The sequence below is a fragment of the Pseudarthrobacter sp. SORGH_AS 212 genome (genome assembly GCF_030818145.1).
In the GTDB taxonomy this organism is placed as follows: domain Bacteria; phylum Actinomycetota; class Actinomycetes; order Actinomycetales; family Micrococcaceae; genus Arthrobacter.
This window is the reverse complement of the sequence record NZ_JAUTAA010000001.1, coordinates 3,230,508-3,246,396: the sequence shown is the minus strand read 5'-3', so window position 1 is coordinate 3,246,396 and position 15,889 is coordinate 3,230,508. Positions and strand designations below refer to the sequence as shown.

The window sequence follows — 15,889 nt, the reverse complement described above, 5'->3', positions numbered from 1 at the left end:
TGTACCGGCGAGCCGCGCGCGGCCGCCGCGGGCAGCAGAATGCCTGGGTGGATAAGCCTAGATCCACTTGTTGTGCTTGAAGGTGACGTAGAGCCCCAAACCCATGGCAAGCATCAGGCCGATGGCGTAGGGGTAGCCATAAGTCCACGTCAGCTCGGGCATCGCGGTGAAGTTCATGCCGTAGATGGACGCCACGAGGGTGGGGGCGAACAGGATGGCGGCCCAGGACGAGATGCGCTTGACCTGTTCATTCTGCCTAAAGCTGGATTCGGTCATCCGCTGCATCTCCTCGTTTTGCCGCTGCGCCACCAGGGCTGCGTTGACCGCGAGCGCGTTCTGTAGCAGTGCCCGGAAGGCCGCCACGCGTTCGTTGAGCCGCAGGACGTGGTCCAGCACATCGCGGAGGTGGTCCTGGAGGTCGGCATCAGCCGGGCGTTGCGGGGTTCCCGCCATCAGGGCCTGCAGGATCCCTGCCAGCGGGCTGGTGGCGCGCTGGAATGTGATGACCTGGCGGGAGAGTTCGTAGATGCGCCGCGAGACCTCGGGGTCGGCGCCGAAGAGGTCGTCCTCGATTTCGTCGATGTCGTTCTCCAGGCCGGCGGCCACTGGCTCGTACTCGTCCACCACCTGGTCCAGGATGCCGTAGAGCACAGCTTCAGGGCCAAGGGCCAGGAACTCCGGCATCGACTCCATGCGCCGCCGGACCTTGGCCAGGTCCGGTGATTCTGCGTGCCGGACGGTCACCACGTACTCGTCACCGGCAAAGACGTGGATCTCGCCGAAGTCCACCTTCTCCACGTCATCGCGGTACCTGGCCGGCCGCAGAACCAGGAACAGGCATTCGCCGTAGTGTTCCAGTTTGGCCCGCTGGTGGCCTGCGAGGGCGTCCTCGACGGCGAGCGGGTTCAGGTCGAATTCCTCGCCCACCGACTGCAGCTCCTCGGCGTCCGGGCGGTAGAGGCCGATCCAGGCCATTCCCTCGCGCTGCCTCAGCGCAAAGTAGGTTTCGTCCAGGCTTTCCGGGTCCGCTGTCCGCATTCCGTTCACGTAGACGGCGTTGTCGACGATCGTCACGGCTTCGCCTCCTTCAGGAGCCACCGCGGGGCCCGCGCCGGACCCCTTGCACGAAGGGTAGACCTTCGGGACGGGCACGCCAACAGCCCCTTCTTTGCATATCCATATGGGTATACGATGAGGCCATGGCACGGGCAGCGACAACCGCAGATGCGTTCAACGCCGTGGCCGAGCCCCGCCGTCGGGAAATCCTGGACGTCCTAGCCGGCGGCGAGCGGACCGTCAGCGAACTGGTGGAGCTGCTGGAGCTGGCGCAGCCGCACGTGTCCCGGCATCTGCGGGTGTTGCGGGAGGTGGGCGCCGTGGAAGTCCGCGACGCCGGCCGGCAACGGGTCTACCGGCTCCAGCCGCAGGCGCTGAAGCCCATCCACGACTGGGTCTCCAGCTACGCGGACCTCTGGGCGGAGCGCTTCGGCCTCCTCGACGGCATGCTGGATGACATCCGGGAGCAGGAAAAGCAGGACGGACACTAAGGAGCAGGACAATGGCACAGGCAGGCAGCAGGACCATGGATGTAACCTTCCCCAGCGACCAGGAAATCCTCATCACCCGGACGCTGGATGCACCGCCTCACCTCGTCTTCAGGGCCTGGACCACGCCGGAGCTCGTCAGGCGCTGGTGGCCGGGACGGCGCGGCGAGATGACGGTGGCGGAGATGGACTTCCGGGTGGGCGGGAAGTGGCGGTACGTCATGCTGGCGCACGGCGAAGCGGAGGTGGCCTTCCACGGCACCTACCGCGAGATCGTGCCGGACCAGCGGATCGTGCACACGGAGGTGATGGAGTTCCCGGGTATGGCGCAGGACAGCGAAGAAGGCGCGGTGGTCAACACGGTCACCTTCGAAGCGGCCGACGGCGGCGCCGGCACCAGGGTGAGCATCCGCACCCATGCGGGCAGCAGGGAAGTCCGGGACATGATCGCGCAGTCCGGCATGGAAGGCGGCGTCCGCGAACAGTTCGAGATCCTTGGGGAAATCGCGGCTACCCTCGCCTGACGCGGGGGCAGCACACCAGGAGATGCAACAGTTGTTACAGTCCATCGTGTGACTGAGTCCGGAACCCCTTCCCGCCACCAGGTGGCCACCCGCACCGCCACGGCCCCGCTGTACGCCGCCGGGTTCGTGACGGCCTTCGGCGCCCACAGCATCGCTGCCGGCCTGGGCGCGCAAAGCGGGAACATCGGCCTGACGCTGCTGAACCTCGGCATCCTGCTGGCCCTGTACGACGTCGCCGAGGTTTTCCTCAAACCTGTCTTCGGCGCCCTCAGCGACCGGGTGGGGCCCAAACCGGTCATCGTGGGCGGGCTCCTGGCCTTCGCTGCCCTGTCGCTCATCGGACTGTGGGCAGCGGACCCGCTCATGCTCGCCCTGGCCCGGCTGGGCCAGGGCGCCGCCGCCTCAGCCTTCTCGCCGGCGTCGTCCGCCATGGTGGCGAGGCTCGCACGCGGCGGCAAGGCGGGCGCCTACTTTGGCAAATACGGCTCCTGGAAGAGCCTTGGCTACATCATCGGCCCGCTGCTCGGGGCAGGGCTGATCCTGGCCGGCGGCTTCGCCCTGCTGTTCGGCGCCCTGGCCGTACTGGCAGCGGCCACCGCCGTCTGGGTGCTGGCGGCGGTACCGCATCTTGAGCCGCTCCCCCGCCAGCGCTACACGGTCATGGACCTCGCCCGGCAGGTGGGCGAGCGCAGGTTCTGGGTTCCCACGCTGGTCCTCGCTGCCTCCACCGGTGCGCTCGGCGCGGCCATCGGCTTCCTTCCGGCACTCGCCACCCGCCACGGCATGGACGCTTTCGCCGGTACCGCCGCCGTCAGCGTCCTGGCGCTCGGCTCGGTGCTGACCCAGCCGTGGATGGGCAGGCTGCGGGACCAGGGCCGGGTCACGGACAACAGGGGCACGACGGCGGGGCTGCTCCTGATTGCCGCCGGCGTCGCACTGCTGGCGGCCGCCCCCGCCTCGGTCACCATCTTCGTTGCGGCGGCGGCGATCGGAGTGGGCATCGGCGCTGCCACTCCCCTGGGCTTTGCGCACCTGGCGGACAGCACACCGCCGGAACGGATGGGCCGCACCATGGGCTCGGCCGAGCTCGGCAGGGAACTTGGCGACGCCGGCGGCCCGCTCCTGGTGGGTGGCGTGGCGACGCTGACGGCGCTGCCGTTCGGGCTGGGCGCCCTTGCCCTGGTGGTGGCTGCGGCCAGCATCCCCAGGCTGCCCCCACCCAGCCCGCCCGAGTAGCGAACACCGACGGCGCGCCCAGCACACGCGGAGAGGCCTCCCAGCTTTTTATGACACCCTTATCGACGATGACTTCCTCACGGCAGACGCACCCCAGGACGCCTGCCCGGCCCGCACCGGGATCGGGTTTCCTGTTCGTGCTGGCCACTCTGGCCTGTGTTGCCGGGCTCGTGGCCACGTACTACTACTTTGTGCAGACCACCACCGGGCAGTTCATCGATGAGTCCGCGCTGGTGGAAGCAGTGGACATCCACGGCCCGGCCGGCAAGGCAACCACCCGGTTCCTGGACCTGCTGCCCACCATTTCCCTGGTGATGGCCGCCGTCGTGATCCTGTTCGTCACCGTGATCCGGAAGCACTGGACCGAAGCCGGGATCGCCGTGGCCGCGTGCATCGGCGCGAACGTGGCCACGCAGGTGCTCAAGGACCTGCTCCCGGCCCGCCCGGACAAGGGCGTGGTAACCCTGGAGCTGAACTCGCTGCCGTCCGGGCACACCACCCTGGCGGCATCCGCTGCGGCTGCCGTGTTCCTGATGGCATCGCCCCGGTGGCGGCCCATGGCCGGGTTCGTGGGCGGCACGTTCGCCATCGCCTCCGGGGTGTCCACCCTGATCAACCAGTGGCACCGCCCGGCCGATGTTGTGGCCGCGTTCCTCCTGGTGGGGGCGTTCATGATTCCTGCCGGGTGGCTGATCCTGCGGCGCGGAACCTGGATTGCGTGGGAGGGCTTCAACCGGCACATCGGCTCGGCCAGGATCTGGCTGGTCCTTCCCGTGCTGATTGGCCTGGCTTCCGCGGCCGTGGCGGCCTATTCGCTGATCCGGATTGCGCCGAGCCCGTGGCAGGAAACCAGCACCACCAACTACTTCTGGGCCGGGATCTCGCTGATCGTGATCGCCGGCTACCTGGCCACGGTGGCCACCACGTCCCTGTTCGCCTTCGCGGCGCGGCGCCGCTGACGCCAGGACTGGGGCTCTCTGGGTCACCTTGACCACCTCCCCCTTTTCCCTCCCCAACCAGGTAGCAGTAGATGTCGTTCTGAGCCCTCAAAACGACATCTACTGCTACTTAGTTGAAAGGACGATTAGGCAGGTCCCCGCAACGCCTATCTGTAGACCTCGCGTCGACTCAAACCTGACAGGAATTTGAGTGTTCCTTGCGGCAGATCCGGCCCTTCCTTGATCTGCCTACCGGATAGTAACTTTTACCGGGTTGCTGGGACCCGGTCACGCGGCTCCTGTTGGAGGCGCTCCAATTCTCCTGGCGGCGTCTTGAAGTGGGCGCCGCCAGGAACCCACTTCAAGTCAAACGAACCGTTCCCGCCAGGGCAGCGGTTCTTTCGCTTTTAACGGCTTGTTGCCCTGGCGGCGCCTTGCCTTGCCTTGGTGATCCGCAGGGAAATCCGCGGGTTCTTAAACCACACCAGCTCGGCAGAAGCTGGCGCCGCCCTCGGGGGGGTGGTGGCGGCGCCTGCTTCCGCCGAGCTGGCGGACTAACTCGTGGACTTCTGGAGGCCAATTCCTACGAACAGGTGATCTCGCTGTTGCCGTTTCCCTTTCGGATAGAGCGGAGGACCGAAGCTGAAGAATTGTCCTTGTAGGTAACGGTCACCACGATGTCGATCAGCCCGGTGCTCTGGCCGCTGACGAGGGGGTGCCCTGTGGTGAGACTGATCTTGCCGCTCGTGTTGGGCGCTGTAATCTGCCAATCCGAATAGGTTGCCGAGGAGTTGACCGCAGAGACAGAGAGCGTCGCCGGCAGCTGATTCGACGAGAGAGTTGTACTCGGCGCCACCGTAAGTTCCACGGTTTTCTTCGATGGGTCGGCACACGAAAGTGTGAAGGCAGGCCCAGCCCAGGAGCCAGCCGCTGTGACAGTCATGGTGGCGGTGGCGCTTTGCTGCCACAGGGCCGATGCCGCAGTTCCACCGAGCCCCAGCATGACTGTCAGCACGAAAGCACCGACGGCCACCGCGGCCCCTGGCAGGTTCCGGAACGTGCGCATCTAGGCCACGGCTCCGGACGGATCCTTGCTGCCGCGGGGCTTGCGGACTGATTTGTAGACGGTGATGGCGCCGTAGCCGATGAGGCCGACGGCGGCCAGGACGGTCCAGGTGTCCCGGTCCGCGTTGCCCAGGGCGTTGGCCACGAAGCCCACATACGGAACGGCGTAGAACAGCTTGCCCTTGACCTGGATGGCCCGGACGGGCTCGGGATCGTTGGCGCCGTTGTTGTCGCCCTTGGTGATCAGCGTCTTCTCCCCCGCCTGGGTGGATCCGAAACCGACAATCCGGTGCGTGTCCACGTCCGGCCGGCCGGAATACATCTGGAAGGTGATGACGTCGCCGTACTTGAGTTCGCTGAACGCCACCGGCTTCATCACCATGAAGGTGCCCGGCGGGAACTTCTGCGCCATGGACTTGGTCAGGATGGTGTAGGACTGCGAGCCGGTTGCCACGGGAATCACGATCAGGACCACGGCCGCGAACAGTGCCACGAGCATGGCGGACATGCTCAGGATGCGTCCGACGGCGGCCCATGCCCCGGTGCCCTTGCGGCGGCTTGCGTCAGCGTCCGACGGCGACGGGTTGGCGGAGCGGGACTTCTTGCGCGATGCGCGGGCCGGGAAGGCCGGCCCGGCGGTCAGGTCAGCAGCCACCGGACACCCCGCACTGACGGGCGGTGAGCGGAAGGGTGATGTTCACTGCTTGTCCTTTCACGGAGCTGGGGGCCGCCGAGCTGAGGCTGGCCTGGAAGCAAAAGATGGTGGAACCGTTTTTGGCCACAGTGGGCGAGTCAAGCCCGCCTGCGCCGATCGCCAGGTAGCCGGCGCTGTTGCTGCATTCTGTGGTGGAGGTGGCCCGCTTGGCGGTGACACTGATGTAGCTGGCCAGGGTCCCGCCGCTGACATCGGTGATGCTTGGCTGGCCCGCCGTGATGACGGTGTTGAACTGGCCACCGGCGTTGGTGTTGTTGGTGACCTGCACCCCGCCGTACACCGGGGTTCCCGGCCCCAGCGTGCCTGCCGGAGACAGCGTCAGGGTTGCTGCCGTTCCGTTGGCCAGCGTCATGTTGGTGGTTTGGCCCGAGTTGACTGCCGTCATCGCCATATCGAACGATGCCGAGCTGACTGTCCCGGGAGTCGCAACAACTGTGGCATTCCAGAGGGCGTAGCTGCCCTGAACGGTGAGGAGGCCCAGGAGCACTGCTGCGGCGACCAGGGCCGCCGCCTGCAGTGAGCGCTTGATGCGCATGGTGTCTCCTCCTGGTCTGTTTCCTTATTCTGCTGGCCGGGCGGCCCGAGGGCCACCCGGCCGTGTCAGGTCAGGAAAGACCAGTCTGGGCCACCTGCGTCAGCTGGAACGCCACGTTGTTGAAGTTGTAGCTGGCGGTGGTGTCCGCACGGCCCGTGGTGGTGGACAGGAATTCAAAGCTGATGGTTGCGGTGACCGTCTGCGCGGAACCGGTGGGCTTCAGCGGGTTGGCCACGGCCGTCCCACCCAGGGTGAGGGCCGGCGCGGAGACCGACACGTTGGCGGCGGTAAATCCGTTGGTGGCGCTGATGCCGGTGGTGCTGACGTCAGCGGCCATCTTGTTGCCTACCAGGGTGACGGTCAGGTCCTGTGTGAAGGTGAGCTTGTCGCCCGGAACCACCTTGTAGGTGTTGATGTCGATGGTGGTGCCGGCCCGGTCCTTCCAGACGCCGGCGGCGGTCTTCGCGACGTTCAGGTCGCCGGCAACGATGGTGCCGGGAGCCGCAGTTGCCTCGGCGTTCCAGTTGGCCAGCGATCCGCCGCCGCCCAGCAACAGTGCTGCGCCTACGGCGATGGCTGCGGTTCCCTTGATCAGAGTGCTGTTCTTCATGATGTGTCCCCTCAGACTTTGCTTACTTGGGTGGAAGTTGTCTTGCTGGGAACAACAATGCACAGCCAAACGCAGGAACATATCGCGAAAAAAGGCAAAGAAAGCTCAAGTTATTTGAAAGTTAAACCACGGCCTGAACAGGGCTTTTATAGGTTGCAGCCCCGCAGCGGGCTTACAGCGAGGGCCCGGCCGCCGGGAGGGCCAGCTGATCAGTGATGATCCGGGCGGTTTCCGGGTCGCCCAGGATCCGGAAGTGCCCGGCCGTGGGAAGCGCGATATTGGTGGCGCCCGGCAGGACGCTCCCCTCGGGGATGTGCGGATCGAACGGGCCGTAGATGGAGGTGATTCTGCTGTTGATGGCTTCTTCGCGGGCCAATTCGAGGGTCAGGGCATTCCGTGGCGAGAACATCCGCAGGCTGGGCAACAGCATGTACCTGGCGTAGCTGGAGCCGGAAAAGGGGGTGCATACGGTGATCATTTTGCTGATCCGGTGCTCCGGGTCCATCATCAGCATCGCGTACTTGCCGATCAGCCCGCCTTTGCTGTGCGCCACGATGGCGGCGTCACGCAGCCCCGCCTCCTCGATGTGCTGGGCCACCAGCCGGGCCGCCGCCGGGATCTCCAGCTTGTTCCGCTGCAGGACCGTGACCACGTGGACGGGGTGGCCGGCGTCGTGGATCCGCTGGATCAGGGGCAGCATGAACTGCCAGTTTTCGTACACCCCGGGGATGATCACCACGGGGTTCCGTGTGCCCTGGTGGAAAGAACCGGGCTGCACCCGGGACAGGACGCCCTCCACCTGGCACATGGCCGCATACACATAGTCCTGCACCCACCACAGCGCCTTCTGCAGCGGGCTGGTCCGAACCCGAGTCCCCGTTTCACCCATGTGTCGAGGATAACCGCGGTCCGGCGGGTACCCACCAATGCGGCCGGCCAAACTCCCCCGTTGCCCTATCAGATCGCGTTCCAAAAACCGCCGTTTGGGGACCCGATCCGATAAGGCAATGAGAGGGTCACAGAATCTGTGGGTGTTCGGGGCGGAACCCGATGCCGATGAAGCGGGCTGCCGCGCGGTGTATCCGCGGGGCGAAGGCGCGCAGGACCCACTTGGCCGGCCGGGGAACGAAGGAGCGCCGGCCGGGGCGCCGAGCAATGGCCCGGTGGCCCAGGCGTTGGATGCGCTGCATTTTCCGGACAGGTACCTCCCGCCGTTTCTGCACCGCTGCGAGCATGTCGTCGCGCACCTCGCCACGGGCGAGCCCGGGGGCGACGGCGTTGGCGAGTGCCACGGCATCCTGGATGGCGTAATTGACGCCGACGCCGAACATGGGCGACATCGCGTGGGCCGCGTCCCCAATGGCGATGAATCCGGGCCGGTGCCACGTCTCCAGCCGGTTGATCTTCACGGACAGGAGTTTGATCTGGTCCCAGTCCACGAGGCTCTCCGCAGGGACGGCAAGGTGGGAAGCCGCGGCACCGATGCGGGCACGGAACGCCGCAAGCCCTTCGGCTTTGATGCTTTCGAAGCTGTCTTTGCGGATGATCATGCCGGATTGGTAGTAGCTGCCCCGGTCCAGGGTCAGCACCATGCCCTTGCCCGAAACGTATCCGAGCGTTGGCGGAAGCGGGTCGCGGGGTTTGGGCAGGTGGAACCACAGCACGTCAATGGGCACGCCCGACCCTGTTGGGTAGAGCCCGGCGTCGTTCCGGAGCGTCGATCCGCGCCCGTCGGCGGCCACGGTCAGGGGCGCGTGGATTTCCAGGGCGCCGTCAGGATCCGCGGCCCGGACACCGGCCACGCGGCCGCCGTCGTGAAGGACTTCATCTGCCCGTGTGCTCATCCGGAGCTCGAACCCCGGGAGCGCCGAGGCCTCGGCCGCGAGGAAGTTCAGGAAATCCCATTGCGGGGCGAACACCAGGAAGTTGTCCGGCGCCGGCAGGGTGCCAAAGTCCGCGATCGTGAACCGCTCTCCGTCGAAGACCGCGTCCATGGTGGTGATGCGGGTCAGCGGCAGGTCCAGGAACCGCTCCAGCAGCCCCAGCTCGCGCAGGAGCGTAAGGCTGGACGGGTGGATGGTGTCACCGCGGAAGTCGCGGAGGAAGTCGGCGTGCTTTTCCAGGACCGTGACCTGCAGGCCGGCCCGCGCGAGGAGGTAGCCAAGCACCATACCGGCAGGCCCTCCCCCGGCGATGACGCAGTCCCGCTTGATGCTCCGGGGAGTGTTCATGCGTACAGTGTCCACCCACCAGAGCCCGTTGCCCTATCAGATGGAGTCCTTAAGATGCGGTTTTGGGGACTCCAAGTGGTGGCGCAAGTCAGTAGTTGCGGCGGTGCTTCAGGCGGGGAATGACGACGGCGAACACGGCCGCCGCCGCGAACCCCAGGATGCCGGTGGCCGAGATCCCCGCGCCCAGCGATGCCACGGCGGTCACCCCGGAGAGCAGCAGCGGCCCGCCCGTGGAGCCGGCGTCGGCCATGAACCGCCAGAGGCCCAGGAACTGGCCGCGGCCGCGGTCCGGCGAGAAATCGGCCCCCAGCGTCATCACCAGCCCGGAGCTGATGCCGTTGCCGAACCCGATCAGCAGCGAGGCCAGCAGCAATCCCGTGAACGAGCCCGTCAGCGGGATCAGCACCAGCGCCGCGCCCATCAGCAGGGTGGACGGTACGGCCACGAACTGCCGGCCCTTGCGGTCCATGAGCTTGCCGGCCGGATAGAACACCAGCATGTCGATGGCCCCGGACAGGCCGTAAATGAGCGAAGCGGACGTGGCATCCATACCCAGGTGGTCGGCCCACAGCGGGATCACCACCTGCCGCGAGGAGCGGAGGGCGGACAGCAGCAGGATGCCGATGCCCACCGAGAGGAAGACCCCCGCATGGGACACCGCAACGCTCCGGAGCGTGGGCTGCGGGCCTGGTTTGCCGCCGTCGGACGCGTGCGGAGCGGCCAGGTCCGGGATGGTCAGGGACAGCAGCGCGGCGGCCGCCATGGCCACCACACCCACCCAGTAGGCGCCGTTGATGCCGCCAAACTGCATCACCGCAGCTCCCAAGAACGGTCCGATGAACACGCCGATCCTGTTCACGCCGCCCAGCGTGGACAGCGCCCTGGCCCGGAAATCCACCGGCACCGCCTCGGTGAGGTACTTTTGCCGGGCCAGGCCAAAAACGCTTCCTGACATCCCGACGACGGTCATCGCCACGGCGAGCAGCACCAGGCCGTTGGGCGCAAGGGAGGACAACCCGGCGGCGGCGAGCGCCAGGCCGGCGGCGACGGACGCGCCCACGATGGACCAGCGTTCACCGAACTTCAGCGTGACCAGCGACGCCGGCAGGTTGAAGAACCAGGATCCGAGACCCATCAGGGTGACGATGAGGGCCGCTACGGCGACGGTGGCGCCAAGGTCGCGGGCGGTCAGGGCCACCACGGGAAGGATGGCCCCCTGCCCCAGGCCAAACAGCAGGGTGGGGCCGAAGGCGGCCACCGCAATGCTGCGCAGGTTGAAGGGCTGGGCGCCACCGGGGGAAGTCATCAGATTTATCCTAGGGCTGCCCCCTCTCTCACCCCGGCGCGCAACGTCGCCCCGCGCAACAGAAACTACTGCCGGGTCCGGGGTGCGGCGGCGCGGACCTGCCTTCCAAGGGCAATTATTCCGGGGGGTCACAAACGGCCCGCGGAGGAGTACATTTCGCCTTAGGGGTGCTGTTCCGCGCCCCCAGCCAAGGGGAGGTCAACGTCATGGGTGAAGTGTGGATCCGTACGCTCGGCAACGGGCTGGTCCGGGCAGACAGAGCCACGGAAATTTCATCCACCCGCGGATCCCTCCACGAGGACCAAGGGTATTCGCTGAAGGTCATCGTGGACGGCAAGGGCCATGTGCTCATTGACGATGCGGACCTGCAGGGCTCCCTCGGTGATCGGCTGGAGTATGCCCGGCACATGGAGGACGCCCTGCTGCTTGCCATGGATGAGGCCCGCGAGAACGATGCCTCAGTGGTGGTGTCCTTCGAGCCTGAGCGGCAGCGCTGGTCCGCAGCCCCCGTGGCGGTGTTGACCGGAAGGCTTCCGGACCGGGCTGGCAGGGTTCCAGAAGCAGTGGGCTGACCCGCGGTCACAGGATCAGCATCGAAGCCACCGGTAATAAATTCGTCAAAGTGTTGCGTGCATCACATTCAACCCCTACTCTGTATGAGGCTGATGAAAACGGCCACGCAAAAAGCTGCAGCGTCGCAGCCAATGCCGGGGAAGGCTTTACATCTTGAACTCTAAGCTCCACATTGTTGTCCGTATTGATCTCGACCACGCACGTGCGAAGGTGATTGCAAAGGGGCATATCACCGTCCACAGCGTCAACGCCCTTTATGTAGTCGCTAAACGGGCCAACTCCTTGAGGGAAGGGCTTGACCTGGAACTGGACATCTCGCAGGCCTTCGTGGATGAAGCCGCACTGGAGATGCTCCGTACCGCGTCAGAAACCCGACATCTGCCCACCAGGATCGATCCGCTCCAGGCACCCTGCACCATCAGTGTCCTGGCACCACGCCGCAAGGTTCCCGCCGCCGCCACCCGCCTGGCCGCATAGCGAAGACCCTGGCACCACAGAGCCCATGCATCGGGCCCGCGTGCCAGCCATTCCTGAAAGTTCCGCCCCTCGCCCTGTCCCCTTGCCGCTGAACCCACACATACGGGTGGCGGCTCCGGACGGGGCGACGTGCGGTTAAGGGCGCACTCAGGCGTGCGATGCCAACCATTCCCTGAGCTGCGGCACTGGAAGCGGACGGGCGAAGAGGTAGCCCTGCGCAAGGTCGCAGCCCATGTCCTGCAGCGCCTGTGCCTGGCCGGAGGTTTCAACCCCCTCAGCCACGGCCCGGATTCCCACCGCGTGCGCCAGGTCGATGCAGCTGCCCACGATCGCGCCGTCCCCGGTATCCAGTCCCAGCCCCATGATGAACGATCGGTCAATTTTCAGTTCGTTGACAGGGAATTTCTTCAGGTACGTAAGGCTTGAGTAGCCCGTGCCAAAGTCGTCGACGGCGAGCCCCACGCCCAGGTTCTTGAGGGCGTTCAGTGATTCCACGGCCGCGCCGGGATCGGACATCAGTGCCGTTTCGGTGATTTCAAGCAGCAGCAGCGCCGGGTCCATGCTGCGCCGCTCCAGCGCGCCCTCCACCATGTCCACCAGCCCGGGATCGTTGAGTTGCCGGGCGGACAGGTTGACGGCAAATTCCAGTCCGGCACCGTGGTCATTCCGGCGCAGGCTTTCAGCGAGCTTCAGGGTTTCGTCGAGCACCCACGCACCCAGCGGACGGACCAGCCCGGATTCCTCGGCCATGGCAATGAATTCCGACGGCGGCAGCAGGCCTCGGGTGGGGTGCTGCCAGCGGACCAAGGCCTCCACTCCGCTGGCCCGCCCCGTACGAAGGTCGATCCGGGGCTGGTAGTGCACCCGCAGGGCGCCTGCGCCGATGCCGCGGCGCAGTTCGCCGAGGGCTCGAAGCCGGTCTACGGCCGGGTCCGATGGTGCCGGCCGGTGCAGCTCCCAGCGGTTCCTGCCCCGCTCCTTGGCACGGTAGACGGCGATGTCTGCACGGCGGATCAGGTCCTCAACGGTGTCGTCCCCGCCCTGGGCAACCGCGATGCCGATGCTTGCGGAGATGACGATTTCCAAGCCCTCGAGATGCATCGGTGCAGCCATGACGTCCAGCAGACTCGCTGCCAGTGCCGTCGCATCGTCTGTCCCGGCCACCTCGTCCACCACCACGAACTCATCACCGGACAGCCGCGCCACCGCACCGGACGCCTGGACGGCGGCGGCCAGCCGTCCCGCCACGGACACCAGGAGGTTGTCCCCGGCGCTGTGGCCCAGGCTGTCGTTGACCGCCTTGAAATGGTCAAGGTCGATGAAAAGGGCCGCCAGCGATTTCCGCTCGCGCGCTCCGCCGTGCGGTGCTGCGCCGAACCGCGCCTTCAAGCCGGCCCGGTTTGGCAGGCCGGTGAGCGCGTCGTGCAGCGCCAGCCGCCGCAGTTCCTGCTCCGCCAGGGCACGCTTGGCGTCCGATTCTTCAGCCGCCCGCAACGCCGAAACCAGTTCCGTCTCGTACAGCCGTCGCTCGTGGGCGCTGAAGATGATCACACGGATGCTGCCCGATTCCTGGCCAGCGGCCGCAAACCTTGAGGCCGAGAGCAGTGCCGGGCGCCGGATATGGTCCGCGCCAACGATGTCCACTGCGATTTCCGAGACCGAACCGGTGATCCCCAGCTGGGGAATGCAGTGCGTGGCGTAAAGGATCTGATCACCCACGGGCATCAGGGACTGCAGCTTCGTCCCCAGGAGGGTTGTCCTGCTGTAACCGGTCCACCGCACGAAGGTGTCGTTGACGGCGGCGATCCGGCCGCCGTCGTCCGTTACCAGGTATCCGCACGGCGCCTGATGGAAGAGCGCCTCGAAGTTGACCACGGGCCGGCCCGCGGTGTCCGTCACGGGCGTGGGCCGATGTACTGCAGGATCGCTCCTGCAGTGGCTTCGGGTGCGCTCACGTGGGGGCAGTGGCCGGTGGCCTGCAGGTGCACCAAGGTGCTGTGTCCGAGGTGTTGGTGGACATAGGTACCCACCTCCGGAGGAGCCAGGAGGTCATCGGAGCACTGCAGGATCAGGCTGTCGCACTGGACCCGGTCCAGGATTGAACGGCTGTCCGAGAGGAACGTGACCCGGGCAAAATGGCGGGCAATGGACGGGTTGGTCCGGCAGAAGCTGGACCGTAGCTCTTCCGCGTACTCCGGAGAATCGGGGTTGCCCATGGCCATGGGCGCCAGCGCCTCGGCCCAGGCGAAATAGTTGCTGTCCAGGGACTTGAGCAGCCCTTCGATGTCCTCATGCGAGAACCCGCCCACGTAGCCGTCGTCGGCATCGTTCGTATATCGCGGCGACGGGGCCACCAGGATCAGCCTGGCGAACCGCTCCGGTTCGCGGGCGGCAGCGATCAGCGCGATCATGGCGCTGACGCTGTGGCCCACCAGGATCACGTCGGCCAGGTCCAGGGCGGCACAGATTTCCAGGACGTCGGTGGCGTAGCCGTCCAGGGTCCCGTATTTCTCCCGGTCGTAGGCGTCCAGGTCGGAGTGGCCGGCACCCACATGGTCGAAGAGCACCACCCGGTAGTCAGCGGCGAAGTAGGGCACCAGCCGCCGCCACATGTCCTGGTCGCAGCCGTAGCCGTGGGCGAAAAGCATCACCGGACCGTCCGCGCGGCCCAGCACTGTGACGTTGTTGCGCTTTGCAACCGCCTCTGCTGTGAGTGCTCCGAGCATGATCCATCCCCTAGGTCGCAGGCAGGGTGACTTCTTTCTCAGATATTAGTAGCGGCCGGCCAGGAACCAAGCACAAATTTCGCGCAAGACCCCTGGGAGCCGCGGACGCCCCGCCGGCGGCTCCCAGGGGCAGGCCCGGACAGGCTTAGCCGGTGACCCCGCTCAGTTCGTTCGGCGCAGCGTCCAGCGTGCCGGTGCCGGTGACCCTCCCGGTTTCGATGTCGACGGCGTGGATGGCCTTCGACGCCGGGTCCGTCACGTAGGCGGTGTGCCCGTTGACGAACAGGGTGGGCCGGGACTGCTGCCAGTCCAGCGGTTCCTCCCACGGCGCGGTCACCGGGAAGACATTTTTGACAGCCGCCGTTGCGGGGTCGATGACGTGCAGCGCGCCGTCCGTGCCGAGTACCAGGGCCTCGCCGTGCGGGCCGCGGCCCAGGGAACGGAAGCTGTAACTGGTGCCCAAATCCACGAAGGCCAGGGATTTCGTCTCGGTGTTGATCAGGGACACGGTCTCCGGCCGTTCCAGTTCGGCGTCCTTGTCCTGCTTGTAGTCGCCCAGGGTCACCGGGGATTCCTCCGAGCCGGCCTGGTTGCCGATCCTGCCGTATTCAGTGGGGCTCTCCAGTTTGGTGATGGCGCCATCGGCGTAGATCAGGACGCCGGTCTGGCATCCAATGACTACTGCCTCCCCGGCTGCCGTGGCCTCGCCGTGCACTCCCGGGCAGTCCTCATTCCGGGCGATTTCCTTGCCGTCCGCATCCAGCACCACTATTCCGGGCCGTTCCTGGCCGTTCCCGAGGGTGAGGACAAGCTCACCGTTGGAGAGTTCGACGGCGACGCCATGGTGGGCTTCTTCGGCGCGGTGGGTTTCCACCCGGGGCTGTCCGGAGGCCAGGTCCGCGGAGTTGAAGACGCTCACCTCGCCGGTCCCGTCGCTGAAGAGGATGGTCTTTCCATCGTGGCGGACCACGTGGCCGGGCTTGGTGGTGGGGAAGACGATGTCCGTCATGGCCGGGTCCTGGGCGTAGTGCCTGCCGCCGTCGGTCCACGCCCCGGTGTCCAGGACCTCGAATCCCTTGGCGGTGGAGATGACCACGTGGCGGCCGTCGCCGGCGGGGTTGATGCGGTTGAACCCCTCCATGGGAAAGTCGGCCAGCACCTCGAAGGTGGCGGGGTCGAGGACCTGGATGCCGCCGTCGTAGGTGGTGACAAGGCGCGGCGCTGCCGAGTCCACGGTGGCGGCCTGGGTTGGCGCAGGGCTGGCGGGGCTTGAGGCGGGCGTGCCGCAGCCGGAGAGCAGCAGGCCTGCGGCGGCCAGCACCGTCATCAGGCGGACGGGTGCGGTGCGGTGATACATGGTTGGTTCCTTCTTTATGGGTGGGGAGCTCCGGGAGCGGAGCCCAGGAATG

17 protein-coding genes are annotated in these 15,889 nt (G+C 66.5%); 6 read left to right on the top strand and 11 right to left on the bottom strand.

Annotated features, from left to right (window positions below; translation table 11 throughout):
* Positions 1-57: 57 nt before the first annotated feature.
* Complete coding sequence (locus QE394_RS14815; RefSeq protein WP_056075730.1) at positions 58-1,074, bottom strand: magnesium and cobalt transport protein CorA; 1,017 nt, start codon at positions 1,072-1,074, stop codon at positions 58-60.
* A 125-nt stretch (positions 1,075-1,199) separates the two neighbouring features.
* Here QE394_RS14815 and QE394_RS14810 point away from each other — a divergent pair, with 125 nt between their 5' ends.
* The 4 genes from QE394_RS14810 to QE394_RS14795 all read left to right on the top strand — a co-directional run bounded on the left by QE394_RS14810 (position 1,200) and on the right by QE394_RS14795 (position 4,263).
* A complete protein-coding gene (locus QE394_RS14810; RefSeq protein WP_349034956.1) occupies positions 1,200-1,547 on the top strand; it encodes a metalloregulator ArsR/SmtB family transcription factor in 348 nt (115 codons plus the stop codon).
* Between the two features lie 11 nt (positions 1,548-1,558).
* Positions 1,559-2,068: an SRPBCC family protein gene (locus tag QE394_RS14805; RefSeq protein ID WP_349034955.1), complete on the top strand. Its 510-nt coding sequence runs from the start codon at positions 1,559-1,561 to the stop codon at positions 2,066-2,068.
* A gap of 48 nt (positions 2,069-2,116) precedes the next feature.
* Positions 2,117-3,304 carry an MFS transporter gene (locus QE394_RS14800; protein ID WP_349034954.1) on the top strand — a complete coding sequence of 396 codons (1,188 nt, stop codon included), beginning with the start codon at positions 2,117-2,119 and terminating at the stop codon, positions 3,302-3,304.
* 68 nt (positions 3,305-3,372) lie between these two features.
* Positions 3,373-4,263: a phosphatase PAP2 family protein gene (locus QE394_RS14795; protein ID WP_056075739.1), complete on the top strand. Its 891-nt coding sequence runs from the start codon at positions 3,373-3,375 to the stop codon at positions 4,261-4,263.
* Between the two features lie 562 nt (positions 4,264-4,825).
* Here the strand turns inward: QE394_RS14795 and QE394_RS14790 are convergent.
* From QE394_RS14790 to QE394_RS14760, 7 genes are all read right to left on the bottom strand, one after another.
* Entirely contained in the window at positions 4,826-5,308 is a 483-nt protein-coding gene (locus QE394_RS14790) for a hypothetical protein (protein WP_056075742.1), read from the bottom strand.
* A complete protein-coding gene (locus QE394_RS14785) occupies positions 5,309-5,962 on the bottom strand; it encodes a signal peptidase I (RefSeq protein ID WP_349034953.1) in 654 nt (217 codons plus the stop codon). It abuts the gene before it with no gap.
* Complete coding sequence (locus QE394_RS14780; RefSeq protein WP_349034952.1) at positions 5,952-6,557, bottom strand: hypothetical protein; 606 nt, start codon at positions 6,555-6,557, stop codon at positions 5,952-5,954. Before QE394_RS14780 ends, QE394_RS14785 begins: the two co-directional genes overlap by 11 nt.
* Before the next feature lie 70 nt (positions 6,558-6,627).
* Entirely contained in the window at positions 6,628-7,167 is a 540-nt protein-coding gene (locus QE394_RS14775; protein ID WP_349034951.1) for an alternate-type signal peptide domain-containing protein, read from the bottom strand.
* Positions 7,168-7,339: 172 nt separating this feature from the next.
* Entirely contained in the window at positions 7,340-8,056 is a 717-nt protein-coding gene (locus QE394_RS14770) for an alpha/beta hydrolase (protein WP_349034950.1), read from the bottom strand.
* A 127-nt stretch (positions 8,057-8,183) separates the two neighbouring features.
* Positions 8,184-9,398 carry an FAD-dependent oxidoreductase gene (locus QE394_RS14765; protein ID WP_349034949.1) on the bottom strand — a complete coding sequence of 405 codons (1,215 nt, stop codon included), beginning with the start codon at positions 9,396-9,398 and terminating at the stop codon, positions 8,184-8,186.
* An 88-nt stretch (positions 9,399-9,486) separates the two neighbouring features.
* Positions 9,487-10,704, bottom strand: a complete 1,218-nt coding sequence (locus QE394_RS14760; RefSeq protein ID WP_349034948.1) for an MFS transporter — start codon at positions 10,702-10,704, stop codon at positions 9,487-9,489.
* A gap of 206 nt (positions 10,705-10,910) precedes the next feature.
* On the opposite strand from QE394_RS14760, the gene QE394_RS14755 reads away from it, so the two are divergent.
* Together QE394_RS14755 and QE394_RS14750 are read left to right on the top strand one after the other, a co-directional pair.
* Positions 10,911-11,276 (top strand): hypothetical protein, encoded by a 366-nt coding sequence (locus QE394_RS14755; protein WP_349034947.1) that lies wholly within the window; start codon positions 10,911-10,913, stop codon positions 11,274-11,276.
* Positions 11,277-11,430: 154 nt separating this feature from the next.
* The gene (locus QE394_RS14750) at positions 11,431-11,754 is read left to right on the top strand and encodes a hypothetical protein (protein ID WP_349034946.1); all 324 of its coding nucleotides are present in this window, start codon (positions 11,431-11,433) and stop codon (positions 11,752-11,754) included.
* Positions 11,755-11,901: 147 nt separating this feature from the next.
* On the opposite strand, the gene QE394_RS14745 is transcribed toward QE394_RS14750, so the two are convergent.
* From QE394_RS14745 to aztD, 3 genes are all read right to left on the bottom strand, one after another.
* A complete protein-coding gene (locus QE394_RS14745; RefSeq protein ID WP_349034945.1) occupies positions 11,902-13,653 on the bottom strand; it encodes an EAL domain-containing protein in 1,752 nt (583 codons plus the stop codon).
* A complete protein-coding gene (locus QE394_RS14740) occupies positions 13,650-14,480 on the bottom strand; it encodes an alpha/beta hydrolase (RefSeq protein WP_056075771.1) in 831 nt (276 codons plus the stop codon). Before QE394_RS14740 ends, QE394_RS14745 begins: the two co-directional genes overlap by 4 nt.
* Before the next feature lie 145 nt (positions 14,481-14,625).
* On the bottom strand, positions 14,626-15,837 hold the full coding sequence (gene aztD, locus QE394_RS14735) for a zinc metallochaperone AztD (RefSeq protein WP_349034944.1): 1,212 nt from the start codon (positions 15,835-15,837) through the stop codon (positions 14,626-14,628).
* Positions 15,838-15,889: the final 52 nt, after the last annotated feature.

Excerpts from the sequence above, each read along its gene's own strand:
- QE394_RS14780 (WP_349034952.1), bottom strand. The coding sequence starts at position 6,557 with ATGCGCATCAAGCGCTCACTGCAGGCGGCGGCCCTGGTCGCCGCAGCA.
- QE394_RS14765 (WP_349034949.1), bottom strand. The coding sequence starts at position 9,398 with ATGAACACTCCCCGGAGCATCAAGCGGGACTGCGTCATCGCCGGGGGA.
- QE394_RS14810 (WP_349034956.1), top strand. The coding sequence starts at position 1,200 with ATGGCACGGGCAGCGACAACCGCAGATGCGTTCAACGCCGTGGCCGAG.
- QE394_RS14760 (WP_349034948.1), bottom strand. The coding sequence starts at position 10,704 with ATGACTTCCCCCGGTGGCGCCCAGCCCTTCAACCTGCGCAGCATTGCG.
- QE394_RS14805 (WP_349034955.1), top strand. The coding sequence starts at position 1,559 with ATGGCACAGGCAGGCAGCAGGACCATGGATGTAACCTTCCCCAGCGAC.
- QE394_RS14795 (WP_056075739.1), top strand. The coding sequence starts at position 3,373 with ATGACTTCCTCACGGCAGACGCACCCCAGGACGCCTGCCCGGCCCGCA.
- QE394_RS14775 (WP_349034951.1), bottom strand. The coding sequence starts at position 7,167 with ATGAAGAACAGCACTCTGATCAAGGGAACCGCAGCCATCGCCGTAGGC.
- QE394_RS14740 (WP_056075771.1), bottom strand. The coding sequence starts at position 14,480 with ATGCTCGGAGCACTCACAGCAGAGGCGGTTGCAAAGCGCAACAACGTC.
- QE394_RS14770 (WP_349034950.1), bottom strand. The coding sequence starts at position 8,056 with ATGGGTGAAACGGGGACTCGGGTTCGGACCAGCCCGCTGCAGAAGGCG.
- aztD (WP_349034944.1), bottom strand. The coding sequence starts at position 15,837 with ATGTATCACCGCACCGCACCCGTCCGCCTGATGACGGTGCTGGCCGCC.
- QE394_RS14755 (WP_349034947.1), top strand. The coding sequence starts at position 10,911 with ATGGGTGAAGTGTGGATCCGTACGCTCGGCAACGGGCTGGTCCGGGCA.
- QE394_RS14790 (WP_056075742.1), bottom strand. The coding sequence starts at position 5,308 with ATGCGCACGTTCCGGAACCTGCCAGGGGCCGCGGTGGCCGTCGGTGCT.